Annotated in this window: 13 protein-coding genes and 1 tRNA gene; 7 read left to right on the forward strand and 7 right to left on the reverse strand. The window is 52.1% G+C overall.

Annotated features, from left to right (window positions below; genetic code table 11):
- Positions 1-368 precede the first annotated feature (368 nt).
- On the forward strand, positions 369-2,087 hold the full coding sequence (locus tag SIC14_RS17900) for a methyl-accepting chemotaxis protein (RefSeq protein ID WP_412563266.1): 1,719 nt from the start codon (positions 369-371) through the stop codon (positions 2,085-2,087).
- 272 nt (positions 2,088-2,359) lie between these two features.
- A complete protein-coding gene (locus SIC14_RS17905) occupies positions 2,360-2,566 on the forward strand; it encodes a hypothetical protein (RefSeq protein WP_412563267.1) in 207 nt (68 codons plus the stop codon).
- A gap of 31 nt (positions 2,567-2,597) precedes the next feature.
- Here the strand turns inward: SIC14_RS17905 and SIC14_RS17910 are convergent, their stop codons facing one another.
- A complete protein-coding gene (locus tag SIC14_RS17910; protein ID WP_412563268.1) occupies positions 2,598-3,443 on the reverse strand; it encodes a glycosyltransferase in 846 nt (281 codons plus the stop codon).
- 572 nt (positions 3,444-4,015) lie between these two features.
- Between SIC14_RS17910 and SIC14_RS17915 the strand changes: the two genes are divergently transcribed.
- The 5 genes from SIC14_RS17915 (at position 4,016) to SIC14_RS17935 (ending at position 10,475) form a co-directional block, all read left to right on the forward strand.
- Positions 4,016-5,161 carry a tyrosine-type recombinase/integrase gene (locus SIC14_RS17915; protein WP_412563269.1) on the forward strand — a complete coding sequence of 382 codons (1,146 nt, stop codon included), beginning with the start codon at positions 4,016-4,018 and terminating at the stop codon, positions 5,159-5,161.
- Positions 5,162-5,423: 262 nt separating this feature from the next.
- A complete protein-coding gene (locus SIC14_RS17920) occupies positions 5,424-5,717 on the forward strand; it encodes a hypothetical protein (RefSeq protein ID WP_412563270.1) in 294 nt (97 codons plus the stop codon).
- The gene (locus SIC14_RS17925; protein ID WP_412563271.1) at positions 5,717-8,308 is read left to right on the forward strand and encodes a DNA-primase RepB domain-containing protein; all 2,592 of its coding nucleotides are present in this window, start codon (positions 5,717-5,719) and stop codon (positions 8,306-8,308) included. Before SIC14_RS17920 ends, SIC14_RS17925 begins: the two co-directional genes overlap by 1 nt.
- A 1,357-nt stretch (positions 8,309-9,665) precedes the next feature.
- Positions 9,666-9,965, forward strand: coding sequence for a hypothetical protein (locus SIC14_RS17930; protein WP_412563272.1), 300 nt, complete (start codon positions 9,666-9,668; stop codon positions 9,963-9,965).
- Positions 9,966-10,109: 144 nt separating this feature from the next.
- Entirely contained in the window at positions 10,110-10,475 is a 366-nt protein-coding gene (locus tag SIC14_RS17935; RefSeq protein ID WP_412563273.1) for a hypothetical protein, read from the forward strand.
- Positions 10,476-10,700: 225 nt separating this feature from the next.
- Here SIC14_RS17935 and SIC14_RS17940 read toward each other — a convergent pair whose 3' ends face one another.
- The 6 genes from SIC14_RS17940 to SIC14_RS17965 form a co-directional block, all read right to left on the reverse strand.
- The gene (locus tag SIC14_RS17940) at positions 10,701-11,552 is read right to left on the reverse strand and encodes a hypothetical protein (protein ID WP_412563274.1); all 852 of its coding nucleotides are present in this window, start codon (positions 11,550-11,552) and stop codon (positions 10,701-10,703) included.
- A gap of 5 nt (positions 11,553-11,557) precedes the next feature.
- Positions 11,558-12,841, reverse strand: coding sequence for an AAA family ATPase (locus SIC14_RS17945; RefSeq protein WP_412563275.1), 1,284 nt, complete (start codon positions 12,839-12,841; stop codon positions 11,558-11,560).
- A 518-nt stretch (positions 12,842-13,359) separates the two neighbouring features.
- Entirely contained in the window at positions 13,360-15,213 is a 1,854-nt protein-coding gene (locus tag SIC14_RS17950) for an AAA family ATPase (protein ID WP_412563276.1), read from the reverse strand.
- Positions 15,210-15,701, reverse strand: a complete 492-nt coding sequence (locus tag SIC14_RS17955; protein ID WP_412563277.1) for an ABC-three component system middle component 2 — start codon at positions 15,699-15,701, stop codon at positions 15,210-15,212. Before SIC14_RS17955 ends, SIC14_RS17950 begins: the two co-directional genes overlap by 4 nt.
- On the reverse strand, positions 15,689-16,786 hold the full coding sequence (locus SIC14_RS17960; protein WP_412563278.1) for an ABC-three component system protein: 1,098 nt from the start codon (positions 16,784-16,786) through the stop codon (positions 15,689-15,691). Before SIC14_RS17960 ends, SIC14_RS17955 begins: the two co-directional genes overlap by 13 nt.
- 774 nt (positions 16,787-17,560) lie before the next feature.
- Positions 17,561-17,635 (reverse strand) — tRNA-Asn (locus tag SIC14_RS17965).
- Between the last annotated feature and the right edge of the window lie 99 nt (positions 17,636-17,734).

Below are 17,734 nucleotides of genomic sequence, written 5' to 3' on the forward strand. Positions count from 1 at the left end.
CCCGATCCCGCGCATTCTTGCTGCAGATGCAAAAGAACTGTGCTTTTGTCCATGCCGCGCTAGGCCGAAGGTCCTACCGCAAAGGGAATTTCTTGCGCATAAGGATAGGTAAGCAAATCATCCCCTTTTCCGGGAAACATACATCCAGAATGCCCCAATGAGGCTGCAAGTATTTGTTTTTCTATAGGAACCTCTCACTCTGCCACCACTCCCCCGCCTCACAAACGGCACAGCAACCGCACTATCGATAGATACGGGCGCTGCGGCACAACTCTTGGTGCGTCTTTCGAACTAAGACACCCTGCCATCAGGACGTTTTTTAGTCTGCAGGGAATTCTGCGCCCGTTAACCAGTAAAGAGACCTTACGATGTCAACTGTAGACCCCACTACCAGTGACACCAGTGATTTGTCGCAGCAGTCGGCCTATCAGGCCTATGAACATCTGAGCTGCCCGATCATGGTGTGCGACGACACCCTCGTCATCCAATATGTCAACTCAGTCGGCTATGAGATGTTCAAACGTCTGGAAGCCGATATTCAGGGCGACCTGCCGCATTTTGATGCCGGCGATATTGTCGGCCAGAAGATCGACGTGTTTCACAAAAACCCGGCCTATCAGCACCAGCTGATCGACGGCTTGAGCGAAACCCATCTGGGCAAGTTCAAGATCGGCACCACCCATCTGGCCTTCCACGCCTCGCCGAACTTCAAGGCAGACGGCACTTTGGACGCCATCGTGGTCGAATGGCAGGACCGCACCGCCGAAATGCAGGCGACTGAGGATCTGGACAGTTTCCTGTCTGACGTGAAATCGATGGGCGAAGCGCATGAGCGCGGCGAGACCAGCACCTTCATTACCTCGGCCAATTACCCTGAGGGCCTGAGCGAAGTTTCCAAAGCGGTAAACGCCATGGTCCGTGGCCATATGTTCATCCAGAGCCAGATGATCGAAGCCGTAGAGGCCTATGCCCGCGGTGACTTTGCCCACAAACTGGAACAGTTCCCCGGCGAGAAGGCCTATATCAACGACAGTTTCAACGCGGTGCGGGACAGTTTCCACGGGTTGACCAGCGAGATCCGCAAAGCCTCGCAGTCGATTGTGAACGGCGATCTGGCGATCGAGATTGAAACCGGCAAGTTCCAGGGTGAATACCGCGAAGTTCTGGAAGGCTTTGACCAAGCCTTTGGCGATGTCAGCCATATGATCGGTGAGTTGAGCACACAGATTCAGGAGATCACCAAGTCCTCTGACATGGTGTCGTCTTCCTCTTCCACGCTTTCGGTTGGCGCTGAACGCACAAGCAAAGCGATTGATGAGATTTCATCCTCTTTCGATGAGACCGAAAGCATGGTCCGCGCCACTTCGGATGCGGCGACCCGCGCCCATGAAGTGGCCAATTCTGCCAGTCAGACCGCAACTGATGGCAGTGAAACCATGGCCAATCTGTTGAAGGCAATGGACGGTATCGACGCCAAAGCGCGCTCGATTGCGTCGATCAACAAGGTCATTGATGAGATCGCCTTCCAGACCAACCTGCTGGCGCTAAACGCTGCCGTAGAGGCCGCACGTGCAGGCCAATACGGTCGCGGCTTTGCGGTTGTGGCACAGGAAGTGCGCAACCTTGCCGGCCGGTCTGCCAAAGCGGCGCAGGAGACCACCTCGCTGATCGAAGACTCAACCCAGGCCATCCGCGATGGCGTCAACATCGCCAACGATATGGACACGTCTTTCCGGTCCCTGTCCGATGCCTTTGATGACGTGCAAACGCTGGTGAATGAGATCAACGTCGCCACCCGCGAACAGCAGGCTGCGGTGTCCCATATCTCGAACTCGGTGGGCGAAATCGCCTCTACCGCCTCCACCACCGACACCGAGTCCTCTTCGCTGGCCACAGGCGCGGAAGAGCTTTCCTCCTCGACCAGTATGATGCGCACGCAGCTTGCCCGCTTCAAACTGCGCGAAACCGGGGGCAGCATAGCGGCCGCAATGGCGGATTTTGACCTCTCCAGCCTGAGCCCGGAAGTGGCAGCCCAGGTGCAGAAGATGCTTGAGGACGAAAACCACAACAAATACGCCGCCGAATAAGCGGCTGGATTAACGGGTCCAAAACGAGAGCGCGGCCAAACCGGTCGCGCTCTTCTTGTTTTTTCAACAGGTTAACCAAGTTGGTTTTTTGACATTTCCGCAGGCTTGACCCAAGCGCCTGAGACCCTACACTTTGGGATAGGGTATCGATGCAAATTGAATGGAATTGTCGTGATTGCCCTTCCATTCCAGTCGGGTATTTTAGTCGATTGATGCAACACCCTGCCCCCTCAAATCGCAATTTTCTGCGGGGGCTATCAGGGAGGGACCGCATGAAGGACGAAAGCCGCCAGCGCGAGGAAGAGCGCATCGCACGCGACCAACGCGCCCGTATGCAGCAGGCGCAACAGGACCGCCGCGGAGCAGATGAACAGGACGCAATGAAAGAGGCCAATGTCTGGCTCAAGCCTCTGTTGATAGTAGGCCTTGCCACCGCGGCAATTGCCCTGGGCTCGGCCCTGTCATTGATCATCGACTAGGACGATCCCGACACGTCCAACACGGGCCTTGTTAAGCCGGCGAATAGGCCTGCGCAGGATTTTTCGCCAGCTTCCGCAGGGTTTGATCCATCTCCCAATCCCCCCGCAAATCCTTCAGCAGTGGAAACGCCCGCAACACCTGCGGCATCGCCTCTGGGTCGACCAGCGTGTCCCCGCGCCGCGCTTTGCTGTCGTTTGAGCCATGCACCGAGCGCAGATACTGCGGTTCCTGTGTGTAGACCACCCGCACCGGCCGCCGCTCGAGGATCTTGTAATGCGCCACCCGAAACGGGCTGCGGTTGGTTTGGGTCGGCCCTACCAGAGCCAGACCAAGGTTGGTCGCCGGCACATTGCGTTCGATCAGATCCAGCCGCCCGTCTTCAAACTGCGCTGTCAGCCCACGCGGGAAAGACAGAAAACAATATTCCGGCCCGTCCGCCTTGCGCAGCGCCAGAGCCGCGGTTGCCTCACCGCGTAGGTCGCCGGTGAAATCAACCGCCAGAGCATCGTCATCATCCAACACAATCTGCGCCGTGTTTTCGTAGCGGGTGAAATGGGCCATCCGGTAACGGTGGAATTTCCGCGCCACCACCCCGGGGTCTTCAAAAATCACCCGCGCCCTTGGACCGATCATGTCGTGGCAGATGTCCTTGAGACGTTTTTGATAGGTTGCAGGCATCAGTGAACTGCTCAGCACAACCAATTCGAAATCCTGATCCGCCTGGTCCCGCAATGACGCCAGCGCAACCTTGCGTAGGTAGTATTCACGCTCATCCAGCCTTTTGGGATCAAACAGTTTTGCCGGATCGCCGCTGGCCACTGAGCGCCACCCAGAATGGCCAAAGAAGGAATAGCGCATCATGTAAATCATATGCATCGGATCTGCCTCACTGCCGCGCGTTTTTGTCTGCTCTACGCTGCGTTCTCTTTGGTATGCATACGAAAGTAGACGCAAATGAGGCGCGCCGCAAAAGAATTACAGCCGGTCTTTCAACAACACGCGAATGTGGTGCCCCCACAACACCCCAAGACTGCATCTCCTGCCGTAGTCGAGCAGCGCCCCCTCAAAACCAATCTCGGTGCGGTAAAAAGATCAATCCAACAAGGATCAAGCCGCCATCCGTCGCCGACGGGCCCAGCAGCAACACTGTCAAATCCACAAATACAAAAAAGCCCTCAAGCCGCTGAGACTTAAGGGCTTTTTATGGCTCCGGCGGTAGGGATCGAACCTACGACCAATTGATTAACAGTCAACAATTCCTCACATAGGCAATACCGGCCAAACTTGACTAAACCGATCCAAACACCCCTCTAATCACAAATAAAACAAATACTTAACAGACAAACCCTTTGACTACACCCCATTTGGACGCTATTGGATCAGAATGCACCTTAGACATTTCGGGTCCCAAAACGGGACCCCCCTGGGACCCACATTGGAGAAATTGAGTGCACCCGAAGACAGATCTCCCGCCAATCGGGCGAGCCACCCTTAAAGATCCCGAAATTCCTGGCCTAGAACTCCGTGGGAATAGCAAAAGTGCGACCTGGACACTGCGCCACCGTGTGGACGGCCACCGGATCCGTGACACCATCGGCCGCTGGCCAGGCTTGTCAGCGGTTGCCGCTCGCAAAGCCGCTTATGCTAAGATCGCCTCAGTTGCTATCACGAAAGCGTCTGGTGGAGATGTCCTCGCTCAGCGCGCTGAGCGCCAGAAATTTAAGAAGGCTAGAAGCTTTGACGAAGCGCTAAAAATCTATTCAGCCCAACGCAGCGACCTTCGGACCATCGATCACGCCGAAAGAGTCATCCGCAATGTATTCGCTTGCCTCCTTCAAGAAAAACTCCCGGCATTGACCAAGGCCAAGCTGCTGGCATGCAATGACAAACATCGGGAATCCGCGCCTTCTGTTGCTGACCTTTCCATTCGTTACCTACGCCCTTTCCTGAAGTGGGCATATGATCGTGGCGAAGTAAGCCCAGATCTTCTTACTTTGCGTGTGGGACAAACCGCCAAACGTGACCGATATCTAAGCAAGCAAGAACTAGCGGCCATTTTGAGAGCGGTTCAGTCGCAGGGGACACATGTAGCAGCCGCAGCGACAAAGATGATGGTTGCATCCGCCCAGCGTCGCAATGAAGTGGCAGGAATGAAATGGTCTGAAGTAGAAGGCAACTTGTGGACCATTCCTGGCGAGCGCACGAAAACCGGCAACGATTATTTTGTACCCCTAAATCAGATGGCTCTAGAAGTACTTAAGGAAGTGGAAACGAAGAAGGCAGAAACCGATTTGGTGTTTGCTGGCCGTACTGGTGTCACCCCTTTCGGAGGTTGGTCCAAGTATAAAGCCAAGCTGGACGAAAAAAGCGGCGTATCTGATTGGACCTTCCATGACATCCGCAGAACCTTTGCAACACTTTGCGCAGACGAAGGCGTAGATGCCGTTATCATCGACCGTTGCCTGAACCATGTAGGCGCTACTTCTTTGAACGACGTAGCTCGCCGGTATCAGCATTCATCTATGATCGAGCAGAAGCGTCTGGTCATGGATCAATGGTCAGAAATCTTGATGTGTTTGACGAACGAATGTTGATCCCGCCGTGACCACGGCGAGCAGAAGTATTTTTCACAACCACTATATTTAGTCAACAAAACAAAACAATGTACAACATAGCCGCTCCAAGGTAGCTTATAGGAAGAAGGAAGCTCTCACGGAAAGGATAACATTCTCGTGCCTGTAAAAGCGCCCACCAATCCAATCGCTTCTCCAAGCTCTCAAATACAAGCTGGAGCAAGCAACAGGTGCAGTGTGCGTTTGAGAAAACCAAAGCGTCTTCCCATCACAGGACTATGTTATGCCTTATCCACTCTCCAACCCACCCCAGCGGGCACCAATTGCACAACACGCAATTACTGTATCTGAGCTTGCGTTCAAAGTTTCAGCACGCACTATGTTGCGCTGGGGCCTAGAGCTAACAATCGTTCAGGGCAAACGTCAGCCACGCTCAAGCGAAGTATGGGCTGCAGCCCTCGCACGCATGCCGCAAGGTGATCATGACGTTCTCTTTGCGAAAATGCCTCAACACTTTGCTGAAGAAGTTCAAGCCCTTCTTCCTGCGGCCACCGAGTTTGCAGGGGGTAAAGTTTAATGAAACCAGCTACCAATCAATCATCCGTTTCGGGGTGGACAGTTTGCGAGAACTTTCTTGAAGTGATTTTCGGGAAGGAGAACGTCAAAGACGTCTGGGTAACAGGCTTTGACGACATTACCGCGAACCCCTACTGGTTCGGGATGCAGGGCCTCGACGCCCTCAAAACGCGCCTTTCGGACGTGAACGAGGCGGACCTTTACTTTACCGCTGGCCTGCTGGAAACCAATGCGGACCGCCGGACGCTTGGCGCGGTTGTCGCGCAGCCCTTGCTTTACGCGGACGACATTGGAACCAAGGTGGACCCCGCTTTGTGGACGGAAATGTTTTTGAAGGGGTTCCCGGAACCCACCTTCCGCATTGAGACTTCGCCCGGCAACGAAACGTGGCTCTGGAAGCTGGAAGGCGACACGCGCAGCCCGGAACACAACACCGGGCTTGCCTTGATCCGGGCCTACATGATTGAGCGCGGCCTGACCGACGCCTTGCACGACAGCACCCGTTACCTGCGCCTTCCATGGGGCCACAACTCGAAACCACACTATCGCACCGACAAGGGCCGTTCGCCCGCCGTGGGCTATACCGATTGTTCGCCTGAAAAGTCGGCCACGCTGGACCAAATCGGGCGCGTCCTGATTGGCCGGGATGATTGGCGCAACGCTGACGTCCCGCTTTCGGCCCAAACGTCCGGGGCCATGGCTGCGGCGGGCGGTGGTTCCCGTCCACGTGACGCGGACATGGACGACGCTATGGTGCAAATGGCCGCTGTGATCGGGCTTGAGCCTAAGCAGCGCGTGAAGGGCGTTGTGGACGCGATCTGCCCGAACTTCGCGGAACACGGTGCGCGGGCCGAGACAGGCTTTTCGTTCATCGGCTCAGGCGGGGAGTGCTACTGTCACCATGCGTCCTGCTCCGAACTAAAGACACCGGATTTTTTGCGTTTGATCCGCGGTCGCTATGAGGAAGAAGTCGCCTCCTTGAACAAGGCTGGTCAAAACTCAGTAGGCCTCCCTCCAACTGCAAAGCGTTTCGAATTCAAGGTTTTGAGCGACGCAAACCCGCTCACAAGCTCGGCAGCGAAAAAAATCGCAGAGCAGCAAAAGAAGATTGCCCCTTCAGCTTTTGAACGCGGCGCACTAGCACTGCTGCAAGAGGGGCAGCTGCTTGTAGACCTCAAGGGGGCGATTTGGCTGTCTTACAATGGCCGCCTGCACTCGGTCAGCAACAAAGACCGGGCGATCCTGCAAATCTGCGCGCAACTTGGGCACAATTTGACTGGCAGCGGCGCCAGCAATCTCTTTGAGTACCTTATTAACTCCGTTTCGCCCAACGAGGAGCGCGTGGAGGTAAGCTTTCGGCAAGCGGATACAACCCAATCAGATGGCAAGCCCACCGTTTACGTCAACCTCATGAACAATGGTCAAGCCATTCGCATTGATGAAGGTGGCTGGTCTGCTCTGCCACTCAAAGACGCCCCAATTGCAATGGCTGAACGGCTAGGCGGCCTACCCATGCCGATGCCAGCAAACTCAACAAGCGGGAGAGACTTCTTCGATATGCTGGAACAACACATCCCGCTCGCCCCGTTCTCCAAAACAAGCGATGCTAAAGATCTGGGCGTCCGTCAGCGTGCGGTCCTTCTCTGCACTCTTACAGCGGCGCTATATCGTCCTGGAACCGTGCCTCACCTGATGATCTCAGGTCAACAAGGCTCGGGCAAAACAACTCTCGCCAAACGCCTGACAGATCTCACGGACCCGGATGCTGCCGCAGTCAGTGCAACGCTCCCATCCGAGGCCGATAAGATCTTCAACATCGTAAATAATCGCCTGAATCTCGTCGCTGATAACGCCAGTGGCGTTAGCAAAGCGAAGTCCGATGTGCTTTGCGCAATCGCTTCCGGAAGCGCCCACGCTGCGCGCAAACTCTACACCGACGCGGATCGCGCGATTTTCCAGGCCAAAGCGACAGTAATCTTTACCAGCGTTCTGACAGACATCGTGCGCCTGCCAGATCTGGCTCAGCGCACACTGCAATTTGACTGTGCGCCCATTTCCCGGAAACATCGCCTCAGCGAGCGGTCTCTGAATGAGAAATGGAAACAAGATTATCCTGCACTGCTCGGTGCGCTGTACGACACTCTCGCACGCGGCCTTTCGCATCTCTCCAAGGTAACATCCGAATGTGAAAGCGGTGCCCTGGAAACCCCGCGCCTGTCTGATGCTGCAATCATTGCCGAGGCTGTGGCACGCGGGATGGGCTGGCCCGTCGGCCTATGTATGGCAGCGTTGGTCGCGAATGAGCAGAGCGAAGCACACCGCCTTCTTGAAGAAAACCCGGTTGCATTGCGCCTTCGCGCATTCCTGGAAAAACAGCCCAATCAGTCTTGGGAAGGCACGGTTAGCGAGCTAAACACCGCTCTCGGTGATCTTCCCGCCTTCAATCTTCCTAGCTGGGACCAAAACCGCCTGCCCTTTAGCGGTCAATTTCAGCGGCTCTGGCCAGGTATTGAAGAAGCTTGGGGCATCAGCCGTGTCCAACGTCGCACCAGTAAAAAACGGCTCGTCGGGCTCACTCTAAAGGCGCCTTGACAAGCTATACAGGGGTGGCGCCACGTGTGTCACCCCCGTCAACTCAAGGGCAACAAAAAACAATTTATTTATAGATACTTGCCACCAATGACACCGATGACACGCAGCATCAGTTTCCTACCATCTGCCCTACTTTTTAGTCCAGTAGCCTCTATTTTCTCTCCTAAAATTAGAAGAAGAAAATTGCTTGTCACCTGCGTCACTTCAAGAAAAATTTGTTACTTTTCAAAATCTTACATATGACTACAAGCGGTCACATGATGTCACGGCGGTCACAACGCATCCTCAAATGCCACTATCATCGCTAAGCAACCTGGTTTTCCACTCTACCAGTAAAGTTTAATGCCGCACGTCTGATTGTCACAACATACGAGAAACTTTAAGCGCAAAGCCTGCTCGGCATGAAAGCAAAACTGGTCTAAAAAGTGTTGCCCCTCCAGTTTTTCCATGCGGAAAACGCAGCCGCTCCATAGTTAGGGGCAAAGATTTTCAGTAGGCAAAAGCGGGCAGAGCATCACAACAAGAATGAGCGCGAGCTCTCATTAGCCTCATCCGCAATGGTTTCTCCTGAGACAGGAGAATAGCGGCCAATCTGCCAGCCTCACACATCTTGAAGTTCGCGTGCTGCGCTGCTCACCAAGGTCGACATTGCGCAGATTGCGATCTTTGCAAAGTCGCGGATCTGGCGGCAGTCGCCGTGGCTGAATGCCGCACCCTCACGGGAGGAATCCGCCCTTCGCTGCGAGCGCAGCCTGCAATCAGGTTCGAACGGTAGAGAGGCGGACGAAGCTGCCGTTGAGGTTTCGAGCTGGCCTTCGTCGTTTTGGTAGTCTAATTTTGGTTTTGTCCAGACAGGCGCTGCGCGGGGCGGTGCGCGAAAAAATCTTTGCTTTGAATGGGCTGTCTGCTGGATGATGGCTATGCGAAACACACGATTAGTGTTCAATAAGATTGCAAAGAACCCCGCAAGGCATTCGAACTTCGTGCTCGTTTTAAGAATGTATGGGCTCGGAACTTCCGTTCGCTGCAACCGGCTCGATTGGCTGTTGTCTTCACTATGCGGGCTTCGGTACGAATTATGCGTAGCGGCTGCTCCTAGCCCAAAGCGGACATAACTGTTTTGTAATTAGGGCGGGAAGCAGAAGTTCGCTGCGGTTGCGTAGGTAGATCTTCGACTTGGCCAAAGCGGCCATTCAGTCCCTACTAGAGTGGAAGCCATTTGCTGCGCCAAACACCAAGGTCGGCAATGCGCAGGAAGCGGACTTTGCAAAAGCAGACCTTGTAATACCTTTGCTGAACGCTAAGCTTGAAGTTGAATTATGTTACCAAAAATGACGCTTGCGAGGGTTTAGCAGAAATGACATTTGATCAAGCAATGTTCAGCATCTACGAGCGCGCCAAAAGGGAAGCAGGCTACAGCGCCTCAGTCTTTCTTCGGATGCTTTCCGACAATGGTGGTATCCAGACTGCACGAACCTTGATCAATGCAAGCAAGCCTAGTGATGGATACACAGCACTTTATGAGAAAGGGCGGCTGGATTTAACTGTGGAGGCCATGGTCTTAGAAAACCCCATTTGGCATGAGCTTTTTTCACCGGATGAGCTAAAACGGGCAAAGACCCGGCTTCGGAAATACGGGTACAAGTTTCGCACCTAAGAAAGTCCGGCCCGTTTCATAGCTTCGCCTAGCACTAGGAATGTTGCAATGCGTCAACCTAGCCAGTCATCCGATTTAGGGTTGCATTCCGGCAACCGTGATCGTCTGATATCGCGGCAGGAGCGAATGTGATGAGGTGAACCAATGATGGATGAACGTGGCAGCGTTGTGCTATCAGAAGCAACCGATGATTACATCGATATAGCTATCGAGCAAATGGCACTTTGTGATAGCCAAGACAGTTGGCTGGTTGAGAAAGACTACAAGGTCAAAGGCGAAGTTTGGCGAGTACACAAGTTCGATGCCGACCCGTTTCCTTCAAGTCCTCACGCTCACTGTGTCGGCGGCAGGGACCGGTTTGTGGGCCTCAAAATGCATCTCGGAAGTGCGGAATTGTTTCGTGGCGCCGAAACGACGGGCCGATTTTTGGGAAGGAAGCAATTCGAAAGATTAATCGACCTGATCCGTCCAAAATTCCCGGACATCATTTTTCCACTGGAAAACAAGTGAATTTGCGGTCCTAGCCGCAATTTACATCTAACGGCAGCTGCCAGCTCAAAGCGGTCACGGCCTAAACCAGCGCAAGTCCCGGGCCTCCCTCGCTAAAACTACGAAAACCGACAGTTCTCAGCGGTATTCACGTACGATAAAATGCGCTTTAGGCCAACAGTCATATTGTTGACCTATCCATATTGCGTGAAAACAGAGTAGCCACTGGAAACATAGCGCCAAAGGTCAAACAGGCACGACATCCCACGTCAGAATTTCTGGTGCACGTTCAATAAGGCCAGCCACTTCAGGTAAACAGTCTCGCTGTCGCCTCATATTCTCGAATACACTGAGATGCGGTGTTTGCAATATGCTTAGCTTTAAACCCTCAAGAGTAACTTCTGGCTCGTCGTTCTCCTTTTTTTGGACATATTCGATCATTCGGGCTCTAAAGCCACCGAAGGCAGTCTCACGTGCCTTACGGATAACTTCCCTGTTTAGATTCAGAACACTGATAGTGAACTCGGCGCGAGCCTTTTTGGCTGGGGTCAGATCATCTCGTGCTAGCATTTCGAAGGTACCCTGCAGCACGTCTCCGTTTGGAGTTGTGCCCCCTAGATCCAACTCCAGAAACTCAAATGGATCTTCACGGCGTGGGTCGATAAAGCCTGATTGGTTGGAAGGAGGCCGAACAACGGGATCATGTCTACCTCGCTTGAACTCGATCACTTGATTGGCATCAATCGTTCCGTACCTATCATTTTTAGGCCCATTGCAGGGGCCGCAAGCAAACAGGTAGTTTGACCATCTGAAAGTGTCTTCGGGGAAAAGGTTTTTCGGTTTGATATGTTCAACTTCATCTGCCGCAGAGTCCTCACAATACGCGCAACGCTGTGACCCGACGCACATTTTTCCGAGCGTCTCTCGAATTGACTTTAAGGCCGCTTTCCCTTTGTTTGTGTTGGTTTTCTTTTCCCACTCAGATTTGGCTGTTAAGACCATTTTGGGATAATCGCCGCTGCTATCGATTAGCGCCTGCTTTTCGGTGAGAAAGGCTGTGGAAATTTCATCTAGGATTCTGTCCTGAATTTTGAGCATTGCGATTAGCCCAGGGTTGCGGCTGAGGTAGGCAGCATGCTCTGTAACTCTTTTAGCCGCGTGGTGTCTGCGGAGCTTAAATTATTCTTAAGTGCCTTGCGGTTAAGGGTGGCCAGTTCTTTCATCAATTTCATGGACTCTTCGGACCGCGCAATATCACGACCAAAATACTCTGTTCCGTAGGCATCCAGAATTGACCCATGGATAAGGCGATTTAATGTCACGCCCTCGATGAGACCGGATTGTTCATCGCTTCCCGGGGTTGCCAAGCGCCAAACGGTCTTGGCATTTCGGCAAATAATTGGACTGTGTGTCGTTACTATAAACTGTACTTTCGGGAAGCAGCGAGTAAACCAAGGGCCAATTTCTTTCTGCCATGAGGGGTGCAAATGCGCATCAACTTCATCAATTGCGACGACGCCTGGCAAGCGAACTGCGCCTGCATCGCTGTCCAGCGCCCCAATGACGGCACTTACACCATAGGAGCGTGTCATTTGCCGTAAGATTTCGAAGATCATAGAAAGCACGGAGCGATAGCCATCACTCAGCTGCTCGACGACCACCTGAGAGTCATTGGCGTCTTTAACGATAACCTCTTCACTACGAACCTCCGCAATCCGCGCACCATGTGGAAGAAGTTCTGATACGTTCAAGAAGTCTACAAGATGATCAAGTAAGGTCCCTTCCTCCTCACCAGTTTCTAGTTGCTTCACACGGAGTTCGCGGAGCCACCTCAGTGCTTCAGATAGCGCTACATCCTCGCCAAAAGCCGAAAGATGCGGAGCAAGGCGCGGATTGGAATAGTAAAGGCGATCATAAGCTTGATCACCTCCCGTGAAACGTCGGAAAGGGCCAAAAGAGGTGGAAAACCAGCCATTGTTTGTGCCCCAAATCGTTCGGCTACCCGCTTGCTGCCCGTCTCCAGCCACCACTTCTACGCGAGGGCCACCAATGGAAGTCTCTATCTCTTTGAAGAGTAGCTTGACATCTACTGTGTCTTTCGCTCGACGACCGCGTTTTTCGAAAATGTCGCAATCATCCACTTGAAACTGAAGATGGATCGAAGCATCCGTCGTACCATCGCGTTTCCAAGTATTCCAGTTTTGGCGCAACGCAGCAGCTTCTTTGTGCCCAGTAAATGCTAGGGCAAGTGAGCGGATAATACTAGATTTTCCCGATCCGTTGGAGCCTAGAATTACATGCCAACCCGCGGCCTGTTGTTCGGAGAAGCGCAGCTCGAAGTTTTCAATAGAACGGATATTTTGAATTTTCAGCCGACGTAAGTACATAGGTCCTATCCAATTTTGAGCCTTTGCTCCTTTGTATCCAAAGCTGTAGATTGAACCAAGCCTTGTTGGGAAATTTGGCTGCTAGCCAATCCGTTTGAATGTGCAGAGCCGCGGACACTGCTTTCTTGACAACTTTAGGCTGCAAAGTCGTTCTAGAAAAGCGTGTGAGAATTTGCAAAGCCTGCTTTGCTGCTCATTCCTGACGTTGCCGCAATACTTAGCGAACGTCTCGTTCCCGCCCGATCAGTAGGCAGGGCCATCTAATGCAGGTGCGGAACGAACGTCTGCTTTGGGCTGGAAGCCGCCTTGCGGCGACGCAGCGCCCGTTTAGGCTACCTAGTCAGGACCGGGCCTCCACAAGTGACCGCAGCCAGCCCGAAGTAGACATGACCACCGACGCGTTGGGCGTGAAGCGAAAACTCGCAGCGACACGCGTCAAAGTCGGTACTTTTAGATAAAGCAGGAGTTCGTGAAAGATAAGCGTTGATACCAGACACAAAGCGAATGGCATCAATTATTCAACTAGGAAAAAAACCAAACCGACCTTGATCCAACGTACCGGAGAAATGCTCGACGCGTGTGCCTAGCTCTACGTCGGAAGGGGGGTCGGTGTTCTCGACAACGATGACTTGGCGATTTTTCTGCAACTGCAAGAGAAAGCGGTAAAAATTGCCGTTAAGATCAGTTCGGGATAAGTCATCGTCATCGCCATCAGGTTCCTTATAAGAAAGCAAAGGCGAATCCAAAATTACAAATCCCGGATGCGCAGAATCTTTTTTTGCACAATAATCTAACAGTGAAATAGAAAATGCTGCCTGGGTTATCGCGCGAAGGCCCTTTCCAAAGGAAATGCGAGGTTTTCCCGAAATCACCAAATCCTTAGATTGAAGGTCAAAATGTACATGGTCTGCACCAGGAAACCCCCAACTCTGAAGTGTATTTTGCACCAATTCAGAAAATGGTGAAATCACTGTGTCTGTAAGCGTCCTAATTGGCGATTCAGTCGGGGCCGTAACAGACGAGTTGTTGCTTTCTAACCGGGACTTGCGATCTAGAAGATCGCTTTTTGTTTCGAGAACTCCCAACGCCTCGCGTACGTCGGCGCCCTTATCTGCCAGCTTTTTATAAGACGTCCGAAGCTTTCGTAGATCGGGTGCAATCACCCCCTGCAGTTCGGCATTTTGTTTTTTCAAATTTTGATCGATTCTTGGAAGAGCACCTTCCAATATGGTCTTTTCTTTTGTTAGCGCGCCGATTGTCTCAGTTAACTCTTCGGCTCGCCGTTCTATTTTTTCGATTTCTGAGCTTGCTGCCGCGGTGACACGAGCAACATCGTTATCGCACGTCGCACCATTTTTATGATGCCGTGCTTCGGCACCACACATCGGGCATACATCTGTGTCAATAGTAGCGATGATGCTACCAGCCTCGCGTATGCCCATCAGTCGTTCAATATCGGAATTGTAGTGCTCACGCAGGAGTCTGAACCTGTCCAGAAGCGTTACTACTTCCGTGTACCGATCTCGATTCTCTTCGCGGCGTTGCATGAATTTTCGAACGTTTGACGAAACCTTGCGGTATTGCGCTTCAGTAACCGCGAGCAAACTGGATCTAGCTTCCATTGCATTGTTCAAGCGTTCTTCCTGTTTGGTTAAATCATCTTTCGACCCGCTAATATCCTTTATCTTCCGGTCGGCTTCAGCGATCAGCAGGTCCAGAAGTTCCAGTTGCGCTTCACGTTTTTGTTCTTCTGGGGTCTTTTTCTTATGAGAAACGAGCGCAGAATCGTCCACTCCTGTTAAGAGTAGTCGAAACACCGACGTATTGGCTGTGTCAGCCACCACGTTGCCATCTGAGAGCGGTGACCGTTTCTGAATGATCTCTTCTTCGTTGACTATGCAAAGGCGCGCAAGATTCCTGAAGCTGAGGTTTTGGGTCTCGTCTTTTGCGTTCTTCCTAATTCTCTTTCCGTTAAGGCCAATCTTGTTCAACAGGAACGCCGACAGATTGTCTTGGTCTTTTGCGCTATGTGTTTCACTGAGGACTCTTCCCTCGGCTTCTGGAAGTGTGTATGCGTAAGCCCCCTCATAGACCTCAAAAGCACCGCCGCTCATGCTTCGACGGACGGTGACCACATCATTTTCTGAAAGCCTAAGAACCAGCAAAATTTGCTCGTATCCGACGGATTGGGGAATGTCCTTAAGTGGCCCTTTGGCACCGAACATGAAGTCAATTGCTTCTATTATGAATGACTTACCCGTATCAGATGCGCCATAAATTACGTTTAAGCCGTCTTGGAAGCGAACTACCGCGCCCTCCCTTTCAGGCCCATGAAATGCGATGCTTTGGATTTGAATACCGGAAAAACTCATAGGCCACCTTTAGTTTCGTCTTGGAATTCAGAGACCCAGTCGGACAGGAGGCTACGCATATGATCTTCAAAGGCATCGTCCGAATACGTTGCAAAATAATCAGCGATCCAATTCGCACGATACCGTAACTGCTCTGAGTAACTCGTGCACAGAGCATCCACAAAGAAAGATGAATACTCACCTGCACGATAAAATATGCCTTTTTCTGTTATTGATCGCTCCACCAATTCGCGAGACATCATAAGATCAAGGCTCTCGGAAACTGCCTTGCGCCGAACCTGCGTGACGGGTGTCATGATGGGAGTTGATGGATGTATGTCTGGCGGTCCGCCAAGCAAGCTTGTCCTAACAAGGAGATAATCTAATGCGGTGAGGCGCTGAATATCCAACTCTTTAGGAAAGCTGGCGTGCAAGCAAAGCACTGCACGCATACCGGTTTCTACCGGACCATTGAAAGGCGAATTTGTTTCTGGCGCTACTGCTTCCATACGAGTTTTCCATCGTTGGCGAGTTGGTGGCAAACACCCCGTCGGGCAACGGGACGTGCAATTTTATTTAGAGGATGTGCGTCAAGAGCTAAGCTCTGAGCGGTGTTCGTCACGGCCAACACTCGCTTGTAGCCATCGTCATGCGGCATGTCGCTGGTGTCGATAACCCCATCATGGACTTCATCCTGCAAAGATTCAAAAGTGCCCGGCTCCGTTTTATCTCGAACAAAAACCCTGAGGCCCTCTGCATCAAAGAATGCCTCACGTGATCTGTTGAGATGGTTTCTCAGTTGTTTCCATTTGTTCAGGTCACTGATGGAGACCGCTTCTAAACCTTTGTGTTCCGCGTAGGCGTCCAAAAGGCACTCTACATAGGTTTTCTCGGCCTCTGAAACCTTTTCGGGTGGTTTCTCAGCTTTTGGTCTTGCCGGAAGCCCGCCACCGAAACGTTTGTTGTAAAACGGGGTGTTCGTACGGAACTGTTCTAACACCCAACGCGTTGAGGGAGCTCGAAAAATCCGGAAGTCGAATTTGTCTACATACTCTTTGAAATCACCTGAAAGCTCGACATTCTTAATGTCTTTTGTATTTGTAATATTGCGAGAGATCATTTTATCCCACTCACTAAAAACCTTCTCCTTAAGATTTGGAGCATGGTTAATCAGATGGGAAAGCGTTGGAGACGCGCCCTTTGGGGCGATGTAAAAGCACTGTTGCGGCGCAGTATAGGTGCCTAAGAAAGAGTACCACAGTATCTTTCCGATTTCGGGCGCGACATCTTTGAATCCCAGTGGCGCTCTCTGGTAACACTTACACTGGTAATTGTCCCAAGCTCCCGCAAACCTGTCGCGATCCCGAAAGCCAGCAACATCAATGCCCTTGTCGCCTGAACCCGGGGCATGGTCAGTATCTAAGTACTCACTCTCAAGTGAATGAACCCATTCATGGGTAAAATCTTCCCACTGATCTGCATTATAGCTCGCTACAATATGGAGTGGATCTAGCTTAGGCCCGTTCTCAAATTCAATAGCAGACTGTTCAGTGACGGAGCCAGTTTCAGCAATGGCAGCTTCAGTTTCTTCCATGATGAGAAGGCATCCAGTTCAAATCAATCTTTTCATTTTGCCAGCACCATAACGAGTGTATCGGAGCGCGCAACCTACAACGAATAGTTGAGGTCGTTTTTTGCTACCCGGTCGGGATCACCCCGTGGCGCATGTAAGCGACCTACATATGTCCGCTTTGGGTACGCAGCACTGCAGCAGACTATCTCGCGATGGATGTCTGTTTTGGGCCGTTAGCCAAACTTTGCAAAGTCTGCTTTTGACGCATAGCTGCCGCTAGAGATGGCTCCAGCATGGAGATGCAACGTCAGAACGCTTCAATCGCAGCTTTGGAAGACCGGCCCGCTAGATCTTGTAATTTCAGCAATGATGGAGTGGTAGTCTCTGTCGATGACCGCTACGGGCCCAAAAAGTATGGCCGAAAATCCTACCACTGGCGCCGACTTCCAACCGGCTTAGCATCGGGTAGGCCTAGCGCTTGTCGTAGAACGAGCAATACCCCCTTCTACACACACCGAAGCGGCCACAATAAACGCTGCAAGACCCAACTTGACCAAACAGTCAGAAAGCTCAGAAATCCCTAACCGGGCCAATCACTATGAAAACAGAAATAATATAAAAGCCGGCGTAGGCCTGGGGGGCCTTGTGCTTAACGAAATGAACGCCGGATCTCGTACCCCGAGAGCATTAAACAGATGCGCCTGATGGGACCCACATCGGGACCCATTCTAGAACCTGAGACAAAAATTGGGTCCCAAAAAAACCCTCAAGTCATTGCGACTTAAGGGCTTTTTATGGCTCCGGCGGTAGGGATCGAACCTACGACCAATTGATTAACAGTCAACTGCTCTACCGCTGAGCTACGCCGGAACACTGTGTCGATGATGTTCATCATCTCGTGTGAGGGGGTGTATAGCTATAGCGATTTGGGGCTGCAAGAGGCTTTTTTGAGTTTTTTCCAAAAAAGTT

The sequence above is a fragment of the Thalassobius sp. MITS945101 genome (assembly GCF_047123305.1).
Lineage (GTDB): Bacteria > Pseudomonadota > Alphaproteobacteria > Rhodobacterales > Rhodobacteraceae > Thalassobius.